Annotated in this window: 15 protein-coding genes; 4 read left to right on the forward strand and 11 right to left on the reverse strand. The window is 64.6% G+C overall.

The features are described from left to right. The first annotated feature begins 36 nt into the window (after positions 1-36). Both htpX and pspAB read left to right on the forward strand, forming a co-directional pair. A complete protein-coding gene (htpX, locus tag ACOZ9V_RS15510; protein WP_101543644.1) occupies positions 37-948 on the forward strand; it encodes a zinc metalloprotease HtpX in 912 nt (303 codons plus the stop codon). 47 nt (positions 949-995) lie between these two features. Beyond that, the gene (pspAB, locus tag ACOZ9V_RS15515) at positions 996-1,595 is read left to right on the forward strand and encodes a PspA-associated protein PspAB (protein WP_139468158.1); all 600 of its coding nucleotides are present in this window, start codon (positions 996-998) and stop codon (positions 1,593-1,595) included. A gap of 111 nt (positions 1,596-1,706) precedes the next feature. Here pspAB and ACOZ9V_RS15520 read toward each other — a convergent pair whose 3' ends face one another. From ACOZ9V_RS15520 to ACOZ9V_RS15530, 3 genes are all read right to left on the reverse strand, one after another. After that, positions 1,707-1,925 (reverse strand): RNA-binding S4 domain-containing protein, encoded by a 219-nt coding sequence (locus ACOZ9V_RS15520; protein ID WP_025780455.1) that lies wholly within the window; start codon positions 1,923-1,925, stop codon positions 1,707-1,709. Continuing rightward, complete coding sequence (locus tag ACOZ9V_RS15525) at positions 1,925-2,746, reverse strand: hypothetical protein (protein WP_434591501.1); 822 nt, start codon at positions 2,744-2,746, stop codon at positions 1,925-1,927. Before ACOZ9V_RS15525 ends, ACOZ9V_RS15520 begins: the two co-directional genes overlap by 1 nt. A 230-nt stretch (positions 2,747-2,976) precedes the next feature. After that, complete coding sequence (locus ACOZ9V_RS15530) at positions 2,977-3,726, reverse strand: sulfite exporter TauE/SafE family protein (protein ID WP_434591504.1); 750 nt, start codon at positions 3,724-3,726, stop codon at positions 2,977-2,979. Between the two features lie 76 nt (positions 3,727-3,802). On the opposite strand from ACOZ9V_RS15530, the gene ACOZ9V_RS15535 reads away from it, so the two are divergent. Further along, the gene (locus ACOZ9V_RS15535) at positions 3,803-4,570 is read left to right on the forward strand and encodes a DUF1707 SHOCT-like domain-containing protein (RefSeq protein WP_434591507.1); all 768 of its coding nucleotides are present in this window, start codon (positions 3,803-3,805) and stop codon (positions 4,568-4,570) included. Positions 4,571-4,683: 113 nt separating this feature from the next. Here the strand turns inward: ACOZ9V_RS15535 and ACOZ9V_RS15540 are convergent, their stop codons facing one another. The 6 genes from ACOZ9V_RS15540 to ACOZ9V_RS15565 all read right to left on the reverse strand — a co-directional run bounded on the left by ACOZ9V_RS15540 (position 4,684) and on the right by ACOZ9V_RS15565 (position 10,717). Continuing rightward, positions 4,684-5,067, reverse strand: a complete 384-nt coding sequence (locus tag ACOZ9V_RS15540; protein ID WP_181270736.1) for a DUF4440 domain-containing protein — start codon at positions 5,065-5,067, stop codon at positions 4,684-4,686. 202 nt (positions 5,068-5,269) lie between these two features. Then, positions 5,270-6,913: a chaperonin GroEL gene (gene groL, locus ACOZ9V_RS15545; protein ID WP_039208485.1), complete on the reverse strand. Its 1,644-nt coding sequence runs from the start codon at positions 6,911-6,913 to the stop codon at positions 5,270-5,272. 553 nt (positions 6,914-7,466) lie between these two features. After that, positions 7,467-7,670, reverse strand: a complete 204-nt coding sequence (locus tag ACOZ9V_RS15550; protein WP_025780447.1) for a cold-shock protein — start codon at positions 7,668-7,670, stop codon at positions 7,467-7,469. A 449-nt stretch (positions 7,671-8,119) separates the two neighbouring features. Continuing rightward, positions 8,120-8,683: a LytR C-terminal domain-containing protein gene (locus ACOZ9V_RS15555; protein ID WP_181270737.1), complete on the reverse strand. Its 564-nt coding sequence runs from the start codon at positions 8,681-8,683 to the stop codon at positions 8,120-8,122. A gap of 2 nt (positions 8,684-8,685) precedes the next feature. Then, entirely contained in the window at positions 8,686-8,952 is a 267-nt protein-coding gene (locus tag ACOZ9V_RS15560; RefSeq protein WP_025780444.1) for a DUF3263 domain-containing protein, read from the reverse strand. Positions 8,953-9,250: 298 nt separating this feature from the next. Next, positions 9,251-10,717: an aldehyde dehydrogenase family protein gene (locus ACOZ9V_RS15565; RefSeq protein WP_139468152.1), complete on the reverse strand. Its 1,467-nt coding sequence runs from the start codon at positions 10,715-10,717 to the stop codon at positions 9,251-9,253. Positions 10,718-11,170: 453 nt separating this feature from the next. On the opposite strand from ACOZ9V_RS15565, the gene ACOZ9V_RS15570 reads away from it, so the two are divergent. Then, positions 11,171-11,872, forward strand: a complete 702-nt coding sequence (locus ACOZ9V_RS15570; RefSeq protein WP_434591514.1) for a uracil-DNA glycosylase — start codon at positions 11,171-11,173, stop codon at positions 11,870-11,872. A gap of 73 nt (positions 11,873-11,945) precedes the next feature. Here ACOZ9V_RS15570 and ACOZ9V_RS15575 read toward each other — a convergent pair whose 3' ends face one another. Together ACOZ9V_RS15575 and ACOZ9V_RS15580 are read right to left on the reverse strand one after the other, a co-directional pair. Beyond that, entirely contained in the window at positions 11,946-13,850 is a 1,905-nt protein-coding gene (locus tag ACOZ9V_RS15575) for a threonine/serine ThrE exporter family protein (RefSeq protein WP_434591516.1), read from the reverse strand. Next, positions 13,847-15,127, reverse strand: a complete 1,281-nt coding sequence (locus ACOZ9V_RS15580) for an amidohydrolase (RefSeq protein WP_434591519.1) — start codon at positions 15,125-15,127, stop codon at positions 13,847-13,849. Before ACOZ9V_RS15580 ends, ACOZ9V_RS15575 begins: the two co-directional genes overlap by 4 nt. Between the last annotated feature and the right edge of the window lie 165 nt (positions 15,128-15,292).

Consider the following 15,292-nt stretch of genomic DNA (forward strand, 5'->3'; position numbering starts at 1 on the left):
GTGGGCCGGTTCTGCCACTGCCAGAGAGGAACCCCGATGAAGAATCGCTTCGTCAAAGACAACGGACTGACCATGCGGATGGGATGGACGATCTTCCTCAACGGCCTCATCTATGTCGTCCTCATCCTCGCGATCTGGTGGATCTTCGGACAGAACATTCCCGGAGTCATCATCGCCGTCCTCATCAGCGCCGGCGCGTTCTTCTTCCAGTGGTACTTCTCCGACAAGATCGCCATGCGTGCCATGGGCGGACGAGAGGTCTCCCCCGAGGAGGCTCCGGAGCTGCATACGATCGTCGACCGACTCTGCCAGCTGGCCGATTCGACGAAACCCCGCGTGGCCGTCTCGAACTCTCCGATTCCCAATGCCTTCGCCACCGGCCGCTCCCCTGAGCGCTCGGTGGTGTGCGTGACCCGTGGTCTGCTCGAGAAGCTCGACCGTGATGAGGTCGAGGTCGTGCTCGCCCATGAGCTCTCACACGTCGCTCACCGCGATGTCACGGTGATGACCGTTGCCGGCGTCACCGGTGTCGTCGCCGCACTGATGATGCGCGCCGGTTACTACATGAGCTTCGGACGGTCGAACAACAATAACAACGGCATTCCGATCCAGCTGCTCTTCATCCTCGTCGGAGCCGTCGTCTACGGGCTCTCGTTCGTCCTCATCCGCGCCCTCTCCAGGTATCGCGAGTTGGCCGCCGATCGCGCAGCAGCCATCCTCACCGGTGCACCGTCGACCCTGGCGTCGGCGCTGACGAAGCTCAGCGGAGATATGGCCAAGATCCCGGAGAAGGATCTGCGGTCGTCCGCCTCGGCGAACCACCTCGCTCTCATCCCCGCCATCAGCGGAAAGGCCGCCTTCGGTCAGCTCTTCTCCACTCACCCCTCACTCGAGAAGCGACTGGAGCAGCTGGCCCAGATCTCCGCCCAGCTCTCCCGCCCCGAGTAAGCACCAACCGCACCCTTCGAACTGCGCATCACCGGAATAGGAGCTCCATGGGATTCTTCGACGCACTGCTCGGCCGGTCCAAACCGAAACGGGCCAACCTCGACGACCTCTTCGCCCTGCCGCCGGCGGCACTGACTCTGCAGGCTGCGACCGGCTTCACCCCCACCGGTGTCGGGGCCGTCGCCTTCCGTCAGGTCGAGGGAGCCGCGTTCCAATCCGCCGAGTCCGAAAGCGTCGCCCTCATCGGCTCCGACCCGGCCGCCTCGGTGAGGCAGGAGAACGACGGGTTCGGGTTCACGTGGCAGGTCGTGGCCGACGAGAACGCCGAGGTGGTCAACCTCGTCACGAACATCCACGCCGTGAACTCCGCGCTGGTCAATCAGGGCTTCGACACGATGCTGCTGTGCACAACCGTGTACTTCGTCCATCCCGATGGGCGTCGGATGGCGTTGGTCTACCAGTACAAGCGCGGGACTTTCTATCCGTTCGTGCAGTTGGGACCGAAGCAGCGGGACAATCCCCTGGAGATCCAGGTCAAGGGCATCCTCTCGAACGAGCTGCCGTTCGAAGAGGACACGTCGAACTGGTCGGCGCTGTGGGACGCCCCGGGCATCAACGACACCCCGGGAGCTCCTGAACTGCAGTAGGCAGTTCAGACCGAACAGAGAACAGTTCAGCCGGAACAGAGAGCAATTCAGTCCGAACAGACAGGTGGAGGGCGTCCCTGCAGGGACGCCCTCCACTCATATCCGAAACTGTCAGCCTTCCTCAGCTGCCACCTCGATGACTTCGCCGAGAGCTTCGATACGATCGCCGGGACGGATCGTAGCACCGCGGCGGGTCTCGACCTCGCCGTTGACGCTGACCTCACCGTCGGCGATCATGTCCTTGGCCATGGCACCGTGTTCGGCGATTCCGTGGAGCTTGAGCAGCTGACCGAGTCTGATCGACTCGCCGCGGATCTCGATCGTGTCCATCAGAAGATGTCTCCGAATCCGTCGAACAGGCCGCCGCCGTCACCGCCGTCACCTCCGAAGAAGCCGCCACCGTCACCGCCGCCCATGTCTCCGCCCATATCGCCACCGGCGTCGCCCATGTCGCCGCCGTAGGCGCCGTCCCAGCCGCCGCCCATTCCGCCGAACATCATGGCACCCATGAGGACGCCGGGCAGCAGGCCGGAGCCGGCGTAGGAGTTGAAGTAGCCGCGGTTGTATTCGGCGTAGGCCGGCCCGGCCTCCCAGTAAGCGCGACGGGTGTGTCCGTCACCGGTGACGACCTTGCGCACCAGCGGATCGGCGCCGACGGCGACGCGTTCGGCGTCGGCGGCGCACACGGGTACGGGGCGCAGCTGGCCGCCGGCCGGAGCCCAATCGATGTCTTCGACCGAGGGGCCGTGCTGCGGGTTGAAGAAGCAGGGCGGACGACGCACCGGCAGGGGTTTGCCATCGACCCGGGCGCGAACGCATTTTGCGGCATAGCGACCGTCTTCGAGCGCCTCGGTGACGTGGCGGATGTCAGTGGGTTCGGAGACCTTCGCGAGTGTCTCCTTTGCGATGTCGTACGAGTCGAGCGCCTGCTTGTAGTCCTGCGCTCCGCCCGTGTCGAGGTCAACGCCAGCGGTGATGACGTCGAGTTCGGCGACTTCCTCACCGAATGCGGTGACGTCCTCTTCAGCGGTCTTCTTCACCTGCTGAAGTTCAGCGGCGTGCAATTCCTGCTGCCGCTTCTTCTCCTTGCGGTGACCGATGAAGAAAACGGCCCCGAGAACTACGAGCAGCAACAGAAATACTTCAGTCACGATCCATGCCTCCCAGGCTAGCTTTGTCCTCGAACAGTATGCCCGATGAAACTGGAAGACGTCTGAGCCTGTGCCCCACATCTGCTCAGTCCCCGGCCGTCGATGACGGCTCAGACCCAGACGGTCGAAGACCGGTGCATGCAGGTCTCGCGACGCCGTTGCGCGCGGGTCATCGAACACCGTCGCTCGCCCAGTGCGCCACCGCCTCAGACGGCCAGTCCCCCACCGCCTCAGACGAGGGCCACGAGACCTTTGACCAAGGCCGCGATCCCGCCTCCGAAAGCGAGGACGAGCATCCCGATCCGCGCTGCGCCCACGTCGATATGCCGGGAGAGCCAATCGCCTCCGGCGAGGCCCGCCACAAGGACGACTCCGAGTCCGATCCAGACTCCGAGCTCCAGGTGAGGCCAGGTCCCTCCGTCGATGATCACCTTCATCACCACCGCCGAGGCGGTCCCGACGACGAGGAAAGGCTGCAGGGTGGCTGCGAACGACCGTTGTTCCCAGTTCGTCAGCACAGCGTAGGCGCTCACCGCCGGTCCCCCGGCTCCTGCCGCGGCAGACATCGCCCCGGAGAAGAGACCGGCCGTCAGGCGTGTGCCGATGTTCGCGGGGATCGTCCGCCCCAGTTTCCCCAAGGTCAGCGAGCTGATGAGGGAGACGATGATGAGCGCGCCGATGAGGATCTGCAGCGGTGGGGTGGGCATCGATGACGACAGGAGTGCGCCGGGGACGGTGCCGATCACCGCGCCCAAGGCAAGATGTCGGAAAGGCGGCCATTCCACCTCGGCGGAGGTGCGGACGAAGACGGAGAATGAGGCGAGGATTCCGCAGATGTTGACGAGGATGACGCCGCTGAACGGATCGAGGAGGAGGACGAGGAAGGGACCGCTGACCAGGCCGAATCCCATCCCGGTGACGCGCTGGGACAATGCGCCGAGGAACATGGCGAAGAGGATGAGCACGACGACGGGTTCCACTCGGTCGAGTTTAGTCCAGCCCGATTCCCGGCTGATCCTCAGTCTCACCGCTGATCGCGGGGTTAGAGTATTCACCATGAATGCCAGTCCCCTCTGGTCGCGGTTCAGCGCAGATCCCCGCTCGTATGGGCAGGTCCGGGCCTCTGATGCCGATCGCGCGGTCGTCAGTGATGTCCTCTCGGAGGGTTATGCTCTCGGTCAGCTCGACGTTGAGGAGTTCGATGAACGCACCGAGGCGGCTGCGAAGATCAAGACGCTCGGTGAAGTCCCAGCGCTGATCGAGGACCTCGTCCTCGCCGATCCGGCCGAGGTCGAGCCTGGCAAGCTCGATGATGCGGGCCGTGCGCAGGCACTGGCTCGCCTCGAGGCAGAGCGGGTGCCGATCACGCCGGAGCAGATCGATGCCGCGGCGCATAAGTACTACCGAGATCGGGTGCGTCGTGCACTGCTCGGTGCTGTTGCAGGGCCGGTCGGGATCGTGCTGGCGATCTGGGCGATCTCGTCGATCGCATCTGGAGGGTTCATCTTCTTCTGGCCGATCTTCGTCATCATTCCCACGCTGCTCGGCGGACTGGGACACATCGCGCGCAAGGATGAGATCATCCGCAACCGGAAGAAGGAGCTCACCCGCAGAGCCCGGGCCCAGCTCGGTGATGCTGAGGCCAAACGACAGCTCGAGGAGGGTGAGCCTCCCGAGCGGGATTATGAAGCGGACTTCGGTACGGGCCTGCAGCCGCCGCATCCGTCTCATCCGCCGTACTCTCCCGGACAGATCTCACGACGGGAAGAGCGGGACCGGCGCCAATCGCATCGCCGCCATAACCGCGACAATCCCTGGGACTGAGGTTACGTTCCGGGTCTGGCAGGGTCTGGGCCTCTTCAGGCCCTGAAACTCCGTTTCCTACTCAGACCGGGAACCTCCGGGACCGTCTCAGGCCGGGCACGTCCGGAACCGTTTCAGACTTGGAAGATCCGGATCTGTCCGAACTCCTGTGCTTTGTGCGTGGTGAACCACATCGTGTGCGAGAAGTGCCGCAGGTCGTCGCCGTCGGCCTCGGCCTGCCAGTATCCCCACGCGGCCGCGGCTTTGCCGTGGGTGATCGCTGCTTCGAGGTGGCCGACCTCGTGAGAATGGCCGGACAACTTCAACAGCGCTTCGACGACGGCTTCCCGGCCCGTGTGGGTCTCGACGTCGGAAGGGTGAACGACCTGGAGCACGCAATCGTCGGCGATCACCTCGTTGAGTGCTTCTCTGTCGCCGTTGAAGAGATTCTCCTCGAACGTTGCAACGAAGACGTTCTTCGGACTGTTTCCGCAGGCGTCGGTTCCGGTGAAGGTCATGGACCCAGCCTATGCGGGCCCGAGCGGTGTCACAACGGGTCGGCGGGCCGCCTCGGCGATGATGGTCGCCGACGCACGACGAGCGGACACTTCCGCGTGAACGATCTGACCGTCGGGCCGGGACCCGAGAGTCCGAGCACGAAATCGGCCGTGCCGGCACCTTTGCGGGCACCGGCACGGCCGATCGAACAAGCGGTGGCTATCAGAAGCCCATGCCGCCCATTCCACCCATTCCGTCCATACCGGCAGCTGCGTCTGCACCTGCGGCGGCCTTTTCGGGCTTGTCGGCGACGACCGACTCGGTGGTGAGGAACAGACCGGCGATCGAGGCGGCGTTCTGCAGGGCAGAGCGGGTCACCTTGACCGGGTCGTTGATGCCGGCGGCCAGCAGGTCCTCGTACTCACCGGTGGCGGCGTTGAGACCGAATCCGGCTTCGAGGTTGGCGACCTTGTCGGCAACCACACCGGCTTCGAGGCCGGCGTTCGTGGCGATCTGCTTCAGCGGGGCTTCGATGGCAACCTTGACGATGTTGGCACCGGTGGCCTCGTCTCCCTCGAGTGCGAGGTCGGCGAATGCGGCCTTGCCAGCCTGGATGAGCGAGACGCCGCCACCGGCGACGATTCCCTCTTCCACAGCAGCCTTGGCGTTGCGCACGGCATCTTCGATGCGGTGCTTGGTTTCCTTGAGCTCAACCTCGGTGGCGGCTCCGGCCTTGATGACTGCAACACCGCCGGCCAGCTTGGCCAGACGTTCCTGCAGCTTCTCACGGTCGTAGTCGGAGTCCGAGTTCTCGATCTCGGCGCGGATCTGAGCGACCCGTCCGGCGATCTCCTCGGCGTCTCCGGCGCCCTCGACGATGGTGGTCTCGTCCTTGGTGATGACGACCTTGCGGGCGGTGCCCAGGAGATCGGTGGTCACGCTGTCGAGCTTGAGCCCGACTTCCTCGGACACGACCTGGCCACCGGTGAGGATGGCGATGTCGGCGAGCTGAGCCTTGCGACGGTCACCGAAGCCCGGAGCCTTGACGGCCACGGACTTGAAGGTGCCCTTGAGCTTGTTCAGCACCAGGACGGCCAGGGCTTCGCCCTCGACGTCTTCGGCGATGATGAACAGCGGCTTGTTGGACTGCTGGACCTTCTCGAGGACGGGCAGCAGGTCCTTCACGTTCGAGATCTTGGAGTTGACGATGAGGATGTAGGGATCCTCAAGGACAGCTTCCTGGCGATCGGTGTCGGTGACGAAGTAACCGGAGATGTAGCCCTTGTCGAAGCGCATACCCTCGGTCAGTTCGAGCTCGAGTCCGAAGGTGTTGGACTCCTCGACGGTGACGACGCCTTCCTTGCCGACCTTGTCGATGGCCTCGGCGATCAGTTCACCGATTGCGGGATCTCCGGCGGAGATGCCAGCGGTAGCGGCGATCTGTTCCTTGGTCTCGATGTCGATGGCGTTGTTCAGCAGGACGTTCGTGACGGCTTCAACGGCCTTCTCGATGCCTCGCTTGAGGCTGAGCGGATCAGCACCGGCTGCCACGTTGCGCAGGCCTTCGCGGACGAGGGCCTGTGCGAGCACGGTTGCGGTGGTGGTTCCGTCGCCTGCGACGTCGTCAGTTTTCTTGGCGACTTCCTTGACGAGTTCGGCGCCGATCTTCTCGTAGGGGTCCTCGAGTTCGATCTCCTTGGCAATGGAGACGCCATCGTTGGTGATGGTCGGTGCGCCCCACTGCTTTTCGAGCACGACATTGCGACCGCGGGGTCCAAGGGTCACCTTGACCGCGTCCGCAAGCTGGTTGAGGCCAGCTTCGAGTCCTCGACGAGCTTCTTCGTCGAATGCAATCATCTTTGCCATAGTGGCTTAGATCCTCCCTGATGGAGTGGAGTGGGAATCCAGAGCAGTCATCAACGCCCGCGACGGCAGAGAGTGTGTCCGCATGTTCCATTCCACATATGGACCACGCTCTCGAGACGACTGGTGGGAACCCATCGGTTTTCACCAGTACTAGATTTAGCACTCTCCCCATGCGAGTGCAAATGTTTGTCGCCCGCCAAGATGGGCGAGGGCAGTTCAGATCCGCGAGTTGTCGGCGCGCGATGGAGGCGCAGCGGGCAGTTCGGCCCAGCGCGAAACGCTTGGCGCAGGCCCGATTGCCCACGATTTCGAACAGCCCAGTTTAGGGCGAGTAGCCCTGTTTTCAACATGGGCTGCTCAACTCACACTGGGCTGAATCGAAGTCCAGGCGCGCGGGTGCACCCGACGCGGCCCCCGCGCCCCGCGGGCACTGAAAAGCGCCGAGCAGTTGCCTGCTCGGCGCTTCCCCCGTGCGGTTGGCGCCGGTCGGCCCGAAGGCCGTTCCGACTCCCCGCCGCAGCGGATCAGAAAACTGTGCTGACAGCAGCCAGTCTCAGAGGAGGGTGACGGACTCCGCCTGAGGACCCTTTTGTCCTTCTCCAACTTCGAACTGAACCTGCTGGCCCTCTTCGAGAGAGCGGTAGCCGTCCATCTGGATTGCGCTCCAGTGAACGAACACGTCCTGGTTGTCGCCTTCAAGGGTGATGAATCCATAGCCCTTTTCAGCGTTGAACCACTTGACGGTACCTTGTGCCATTACTTCTCCATACAGTGCAGTGCCATTGAAATCCCGCATCGCAGCCGCGATCAGATGACCCCACCCGAGATACGGAAGCTAGTAAAACTCAACTGACCCCGCGACTTCTCTCATTGACCTCTAGAGAATAATCTCGGTGAAGCACGAATAGAACACAAGGTGCTGTGCTTGCCTAGCTGTTGCAACTCTACCGCAGGCACGCATCCCGCCTAGAGTGGTTCAGCACTGTTATAGATTCGTTATCTAAGGGTTTCTGCCCAGTTCACAGCAGGGATCGCGGCGAATGAAATCAGACCGTTCGGTCAGAAATTCGCCGAGGCGGCCCGCACGGTCACGACCCGACCGCAACCGAGGAGTCCCGCCGACTCATGCCCTTACGACCGAAGCGGCCGAGCCCGAACCGATCCCGCCGACTCAGCTGCGCTGCCGCGCCGCCGAACCGCATAGGATCACTCCGAGTCCCCGCCTTCGCTGGACTCGGGTCCGCGATCGGCGATGTCCGAACAGATGACGACGGTGACGTCGGCTTCGAAGTCGGACGAGGCCTCCGTGGCAGAGACTCCCAGCGACTTGGCGACGAGCTTGGCCTGGGACGCGTTCTCTTCGCCGTTGTAGTACACGGTCGAATCAGTGAGGTTCGTCGAATAGTTGCCGACCTGCCCGAGTTTCCAGCCCTTCTCCTCGACCGCCTCGGAGAACTTCTTCGCAGCACCGGAGACGCCGGAGCCGTTGAGCACGTCGACGGTGATCGAGTCGTCTGCGACGCTGACCTCGCTCTCACTCGGCGAGGGTTCGGCCGACGCCGATTCGGAGGCCGGAGGGTCGGCGATCTTCGACTCGGGATTGCCCATCGAGGAGAAGATGATGTTGATGGCGGCCACGACCAGCAGGACGGCGACCAGGGCGAGGATGATGACCAGCGAGATGGCACCGATGTTCGACGACGCCGCGGACTCCTGTCGATGGGCACCGCTGCGCCGGCCGGGCTCGATCTCGTCGAATTCGTCGGTCATGTCTACCTCGAGACGCGGGCTTGGGCGCGTTCGCTCTGCCGCGTGCTGCGGATTCGGCGAAGGCGCTTGACCAGCATGGGGTCGCTGGCCAGAGCTGCAGGGTTGTCGAGAAGCGAGTTCAGTATCTGGAAGTAGCTGGTGGCTGACATATCGAAGCGCTCACGGATCGCGTGGTCCTTGGCGCCTCCGTATTTCCACCACCGCCGCTCGAACTCCAAAACGGCCACCTCGAGCTCGCTCAGTTCTGAGGTGTCGTCGTTCGGCGGCATAGAGGTTGTGCTCCTTCGAGAGGTGTCTGTGCTTCTATATTATCGCCCGATCGGCGGTACTGAAATTTCCGGCGCGCCGCCGCGGATGTGAGGTCGGTCCCCGAACGGCCCAAGTCAGTCCCCAACTAACCGCACCACCCCGCCGCACGGCACCGGATCGGTGGCCATGACGACGGGGTGAAGAGAACGACCTTCGCCGAGGCGGGGCCGCCTCGGCGAACCGGGTGACCCGATCACGAGGATCGGATCGGCCCCACATTCGACCGCAAGAGCAGGGCCGCCTCGGCGGGGAAAAGGATCAGCGGATGCGGATATTGACCTGCTTGATCTGGGTGAATCCTTCGAGCATGCCTTCCAGCGATGCCTCTCGCCCGAATCCGGAGGTCTTCATGCCGCCGTAAGACTGGCCGGCCAGCTGGCCGCCGCCCTGGTTGACCTGAACCCAGCCGGATTCGATCCGGTTGGCCATGGTCAGGGCCGCGTCGACGTCCTTGGTGAAGACGAAGGCCGCGAGTCCGAAGTCGGAGTCGTTGGCCATGTCGATGACCTCGTCGATGTCCTTCCACGGGATGACCGAGAGGACGGGGCCGAAGATCTCTTCACGGCTGGTCTGCCAGTCGTTCTTCGCCTTCGAGAAGATCACGGGAGCGTGGTAGAAGCCGGGTTCGCCGACTTCCAGCGAATCGGAGCCGTCGTAGGCGATCTCGACGCCGTCCATCGACTTGCCCATCTCGATATAGCTGGCGACCTGGTCGTACTGCTTCTCGTTGATGATGCAGCCGATGTCGGTGGACTCATCGCGGGGGTCGCCGACCTTCATCTTCGACACCGCGTCGACGAGCTTGGACAGGAAATCGTCGTAGATGTCTTCGTGGAGGAACAGACGCGACCCCATGGTGCACGACTGGCCCTGGCGGGCGAAGCGGGTCGACAGCAGCACCTGCTCGAGGGTGTCGTCGTCGTTCGAGTCCGGGAAGATGATGTTCGGGGACTTGCCGCCGAGCTCCATCGACGAATGCGCGAGACGACCGCCGGCCACCTCGGCGACGTGACGGCCGACGCTCGTCGATCCGGTGAACGAGACCTTGTCGACGTCGGGGTGGACGTTGAGGGCCTCACCGATGACCGAGCCCTTGCCGGTGACGACGTTGAGCACACCGGCGGGCAGGATGTCGGCGATGATCTCGGCCATCTTGAGGATGGTCAGCGGTGCATCCTCGGCGCATTTGAGGACGATCGTGTTGCCGGCGGCGATCGCGGCGGGGGTCTTGAAGGCGGCGATCATCAGCGGCGAGTTCCACGGCAGAATGCCGGCGACGACACCCAGCGGCACACGCTTGGTGTACTGGAGCTGCTTGTCTCCGGCGGGCAGGGTGTTGCCCTTGACCTCACCGGCGACGCCGCCCATGTAGCGGAACAGGTCGGCCAGGGTGATCGTCTCCGGGCGAGCCTGGGTGCGGATCGCGTTTCCGGTGTCGAGAGCAGTCAGCTGGGCGAGCTCCTCCGAGGCGGCTTCGAGCGCATCGGCGCAGGCCAGAAGCTTCTTCTGGCGTTCCTTGAACGGCAGGGCCGCCCACTCGGGGAAAGCCTTTCGTGCGGCCTGGACGGCGCGGTCGGCGTCGGCCTCTTTGCCGTTGGGCACCTTGGCGATGACGACGTTGCGGTCGATCGGGGTGATGACATCGGTGGTGTCGCCGTCAGCGGCATCGACCCATTCTCCGCCGATGAGCATCTTCCAGTTCTTGGCCTCTGGGAATTCCGACATTTCGGTCCTTTCGTTCAACGATGAACTCCTTAGGCCGAGCATAACGCGTGGCGCTGAACGGCAATACACCGGTTCGGTAGGCGATCGCGCACACCCGATCTGCGCTCCGTGCACATGCGCGCAGGTCGATTCCCACCCTCGCCGAGGCGGTGTCGACGTCATCGTCCTCCGTCGCCGAGGCGGTGCCGGGGTTCGCAAAGCTCGCCCCTCCCGCGTCTGCGCGGTGAATGGAGGATTGTTGGGTCGATCCACGGTGATATCGGTGAGGAAACCACCGTGGATCGACCCAACAATGACGTCCGTGGCGTCTTCCCGCCCCCGCATCCCCGCCGCCGGCGACAGCACCGCCGTTCCTGCTCCGTCCATTCTTTGGCAGCTGACGTCCATTCCGTGGCAGCTGACGCCACTGTCCCAGCGCGACCTCGTCCGCCGAGCATCGCTACACTCGTGCCCATGACGTCGACGCCCCCGCTGACAGAGATCATGTCCCCCGATTGGGCGAACGCCCTGACCGGAGTGGAAGAGCGCATCCACTCGATGGGCGACTTCCTCCGCGACGAGATCGCCGCCGGTCGCGCCTACCTGCCCTCCGGGGACTTCGTCTTCCGCGCCTTCGCCGAACCGCTGTCCGAGGTCAAGGTCCTCATCGTCGGCCAGGACCCCTATCCGACGCCCGGCCACGCCATCGGCCTGTCATTCGCCGTCGACCCCGATGTCCGTCCCCTGCCGCGGTCGCTGGGCAACATCTACAAGGAACTCGAGTCCGACCTCGGGATTCCGCCGGCCGCGAACGGGGACCTGCGCGCCTGGTCACGCCAGGGAGTCATGCTGCTCAACCGCGCCCTCACCGTCTCCCCCGGCGAACCCGCCTCCCACCGCGGCAAAGGCTGGGAGGAGATCACGGAACGGGCGATCACCGCGCTGATCGAACGCGATCAGCCGCTTGTTGCGATCCTCTGGGGCCGCGACGCCCGGAACCTCGCTCCCCTGCTGACATCAGGAACCGCCGAGGTGGCCATCATCGAATCCGCGCATCCCTCACCTCTGTCGGCACGGCGGGGATTCTTCGGTTCCCGACCGTTCTCGCGCACGAATGAATTGCTCGCGCAGAAGGGCATCGACCCGATCGACTGGGCCCTGCCGGATCAGGTCTGAACTCGGCTCAGGCCCTGCCAGATCGCGCCTGAGCCCGGATCAAGGGTGAGCCCGGGTCCGTTCTGAGTCCGGATCAGATCTGAATCGGACCGGTTTCGGTCTCGTCCGAGGCGTCCGCTTCTCCGGCCCCACTCGGCTGAGCCTTCTCTCCCCCGGCCTCGCCCGACTGGATCCTCGAACCTGCAGACCCGCTCGACTGGGTCTTCGCACCGCCGGGCTGCACTGAGTCGATGACAGAGGTCGATGTCTCGCCGCTGCGCACCTCTTCGACCTTCTCCTCAGCCGAGCTCTGACTCTTGAGGTTCTTCAACGGAAGCGCCAGATAGCTGCCGAGCACAGCGCCGACAGCGAGCGCCGCGTTCGCCAGGATCGCGGTGAACAGCGAGGAGAGACCCACAGCGAAGGAGACGTTCTCCGATTCCGACGCGATCTGATAGACAGCGGTGAAGATCGACAGCCCCTGCAGAAGGGTGTAGATGCCGGGAATCATCAGCACGATCGCCGGAGCTCCCAGCCGCAGCGCCAGCGGCCGCGACAGGAAACCGGTGACGGTGGCCGCCAGCAGACTGGCAAGCACGTTGTCGACGTCCAACAGCGTCAGCGACATCATCGTGATGTGCGAAGCAAGGCCGACGAGCGCCGCCGGCAAGATGAACCGGCGCCTGGCCGACATCGCCACGGCACCGGACATAGCCACCACGGCCGCCGCGACCATCGACAGGATCGCCGTGACCACATGCGGGCTCGTCTTCGGCACGAGCACTTCGATATGACTGAGTCCGATGGCCTGACCGCACACGATTCCCAGGGCGATGCCGGAGACGATGCCGGCCAGAGTCATGAACACCCCGACCACCCGCCCGGCGGCGGTCAGCGGGAAGTTCGTCAGCGCATCCTGAACCGCCGAATACAGCGACTGCGTCGGCAGCAGCAGAACGATTCCGGCAGCCACGAGGTACTGCGGTGAGGCGATGATGCCGACGTCGCCGGCGATGGTGGCGATGAGCGTCGCCGAGGCTGCCTGAATCGCCGTGATGAAGAACGACGGCAGGTGGGTGCGGCCGAGCAGCTTGCCGAACTGGAACACGACGATCGCCATCGTGATGCCCAGGGGAATCGCGATCGGGCCGCCTCCGAGCAGCAGGACGAGGGCACCGACCATGAAGCCCCAGGCTCCGGTGGTGAACCATTCGGGGAACGGTCGCCGCTGCGTGCGTATCGCGTCGAGACGACTGCGTGCCTCATGGAATTCGAGACGCCCGTCGACGAGGTCGGTGACGAGCTTGTGCACCGAGGCGAGCTTCGCGAAATGCGTGGACTCACCGCGGTTGACCCGCATCACCGTCAGCAGACGTCCGTCCGAGGTCGAATAGTGCACGACAAGAGTGTTCGAGGTCAGATCGACCTCGACGGTGGCCAGACCGCACGCGGTGCACGCGGCGATGACGGAGACCTCGACATCGCTGGTGCCGGCACCGGCGCGCATCATCATCGCCGCGATATCGGCGGCGAGGTCGAGGATCATCCGGGCTTCGTCTTCGCTCGGTTCGTTCGCTTGGACGGGCGCCTGGTACGGGGTGCCCTTGAGCGCGGTGACGATCGGGACCGGCTGCGTGTTCTCCGTCGTACCGGAGACGAGTTTGCCGACGGTGCGCCGGGCGACCTTCTGGGCGATGCGCTGAGACGCACCGAGGTGGTCGGTGCGGGATTTCGACCGCCCGCCGCCGCGTTCGGCCTTCGCCGCCTTCGCCGCGGCGGCCTTGGCGAGATCTTCGGGCTGAGGTTCCGGTGAGGAGTCCCTCAGTTCGGCAAGTCGCTGCAGGCGGGTGCGTTCGAGCAGTTCGCGCAGAGCCTGGGATCCGGCCTCCGGATTGCCGGAGGCCGGGGCCGGGGACGAACCCCGGACAGGGCCCGGCTCGGTCGGATCCTCGACCCGAACCTCGGTGGTGGTGGCGTCTTCGAGTTCTCTGTCGCTCACGGCTCGCTGATGAGTGTCGGGCCGAGTGGGTCGGCGATGTGCGCGGTTCCTGAGGCGGCGTCGTAGTCGAAGACGCGACGGCCGGAGACGAAGACGGTCTCGGCGCGGGAGTTCAGATCGAGCGGATCGCCGGACCAGATGACGATATCGGCGTCGCGGCCCACCGCCAGGGAACCGAGGCGGTCGTCGAGGCCGAAGATCGCGGCCGGGTTGATCGTCAGCGCTTCGATCGCGACGGTCGGGTCGAGTCCTTCCTTCACGGCCAGGGAGGCTTCGTGGATGAGGAAGTTGATCGGGATGACCGGATGGTCGGTGGTCAGCGCGATGCGCACTCCCGCCTCGGCGAGGGAGGCCGCGGTGGCCAGGGTGCGGTCGCGCAGTTCGACCTTCGACCGGGAGGTCATCAGGGGGCCGAGGATGACGTCGATGCCCTTGGCCGCGATGAAGTCGGCGATCTTGTGGCCTTCGGTCCCGTGGTTGATGACGAGGCGGTAGCCGAATTCCTCGGACAGGCGGATGGCGGTGGCGATATCGTCGGCGCGGTGGCAGTGCTGGTCCCATGCGAGCTTGCCGTCGAGGACGTCGGCCAGAGTCTCCTTGACCAGGTCGCGGTCGAACGGGGTGCCGTCGGCTTCGGCTTGCGCACGTTTGGCCTGGTAGTTCCGCGCTTCGACGAAGGCGTCGCGGATGATCTTGACGGTGCCCATCCTCGTCGATGGGGTGACCTTCTTCTCTCCGTATACGCGTTTCGGGTTCTCGCCGAGTGCGGACTTCACGGACAGATCCTGCGTCACGAGCATCTCGTCGACGATCCGACCCCAGGTCTTGAGGAAAGCGGTGCGACCGCCGATGGGATTGCCGGAACCGGGTTTGATGAGCGCCGAGGTGACACCCCCACGCAGGGCATCCTTGAATCCGAGATCGGTGGGGTCGATGCTGTCGAGCGCGCGCAGGCCCGCCCCGTTGGGATCGGTCATCTCGTTCGTATCGTCTCCGGACCAGCCTTCACCGTCCTCATGGACACCGAGGTGGCCGTGGGCTTCGATGAAACCGGGCAGGACCCAGCGTCCACCGGCATCGATGACCTCGGTGTCCGCTGGGAGGGAGGAGGTGTCGACGGAGCCGGGGGCCACCTCGGTGATGCGGCCGTCCCTGACCGTCAGCGTGCCGGATTCGATCGCCTCGGCGCGGTTCCCGGACGCATCGGCCACGGGCACGATCCGCGCGTTCGTGATGACGAAATCTGTGGCTGCTGGGACCGGGACTGACCGATACATTCTGCTCCTAGCGAGGGGGTCGGCGACGACGTCGGGCTGCGGTGTCGAGTCTACGCCACTCGATGTTTCGGCTGGGTGACCTCGGGGCCGTTCGCCGCGTTTGCGCACGGCCTCCGCCAAGGCGAGTTCCCGCCCCCTTCCCCTCCCAATTGCTACCTGACGGCG

Source organism: Brevibacterium sp. 1718 (genome assembly GCF_051131255.1).
Classification (GTDB): domain Bacteria; phylum Actinomycetota; class Actinomycetes; order Actinomycetales; family Brevibacteriaceae; genus Brevibacterium; species Brevibacterium sediminis.

Bases quoted from the DNA above. Each gene is read 5' to 3' on its own strand.
- htpX (WP_101543644.1), top strand. From the start codon at position 37: ATGAAGAATCGCTTCGTCAAAGACAACGGACTGACCATGCGGATGGGA.
- pspAB (WP_139468158.1), top strand. From the start codon at position 996: ATGGGATTCTTCGACGCACTGCTCGGCCGGTCCAAACCGAAACGGGCC.
- ACOZ9V_RS15520 (WP_025780455.1), bottom strand. From the start codon at position 1,925: ATGGACACGATCGAGATCCGCGGCGAGTCGATCAGACTCGGTCAGCTG.
- ACOZ9V_RS15535 (WP_434591507.1), top strand. From the start codon at position 3,803: ATGAATGCCAGTCCCCTCTGGTCGCGGTTCAGCGCAGATCCCCGCTCG.
- ACOZ9V_RS15540 (WP_181270736.1), bottom strand. From the start codon at position 5,067: ATGACCTTCACCGGAACCGACGCCTGCGGAAACAGTCCGAAGAACGTC.
- groL (WP_039208485.1), bottom strand. From the start codon at position 6,913: ATGGCAAAGATGATTGCATTCGACGAAGAAGCTCGTCGAGGACTCGAA.
- ACOZ9V_RS15550 (WP_025780447.1), bottom strand. From the start codon at position 7,670: ATGGCACAAGGTACCGTCAAGTGGTTCAACGCTGAAAAGGGCTATGGA.
- ACOZ9V_RS15555 (WP_181270737.1), bottom strand. From the start codon at position 8,683: ATGACCGACGAATTCGACGAGATCGAGCCCGGCCGGCGCAGCGGTGCC.
- ACOZ9V_RS15560 (WP_025780444.1), bottom strand. From the start codon at position 8,952: ATGCCGCCGAACGACGACACCTCAGAACTGAGCGAGCTCGAGGTGGCC.
- ACOZ9V_RS15565 (WP_139468152.1), bottom strand. From the start codon at position 10,717: ATGTCGGAATTCCCAGAGGCCAAGAACTGGAAGATGCTCATCGGCGGA.
- ACOZ9V_RS15570 (WP_434591514.1), top strand. From the start codon at position 11,171: ATGACGTCGACGCCCCCGCTGACAGAGATCATGTCCCCCGATTGGGCG.
- ACOZ9V_RS15580 (WP_434591519.1), bottom strand. From the start codon at position 15,127: ATGTATCGGTCAGTCCCGGTCCCAGCAGCCACAGATTTCGTCATCACG.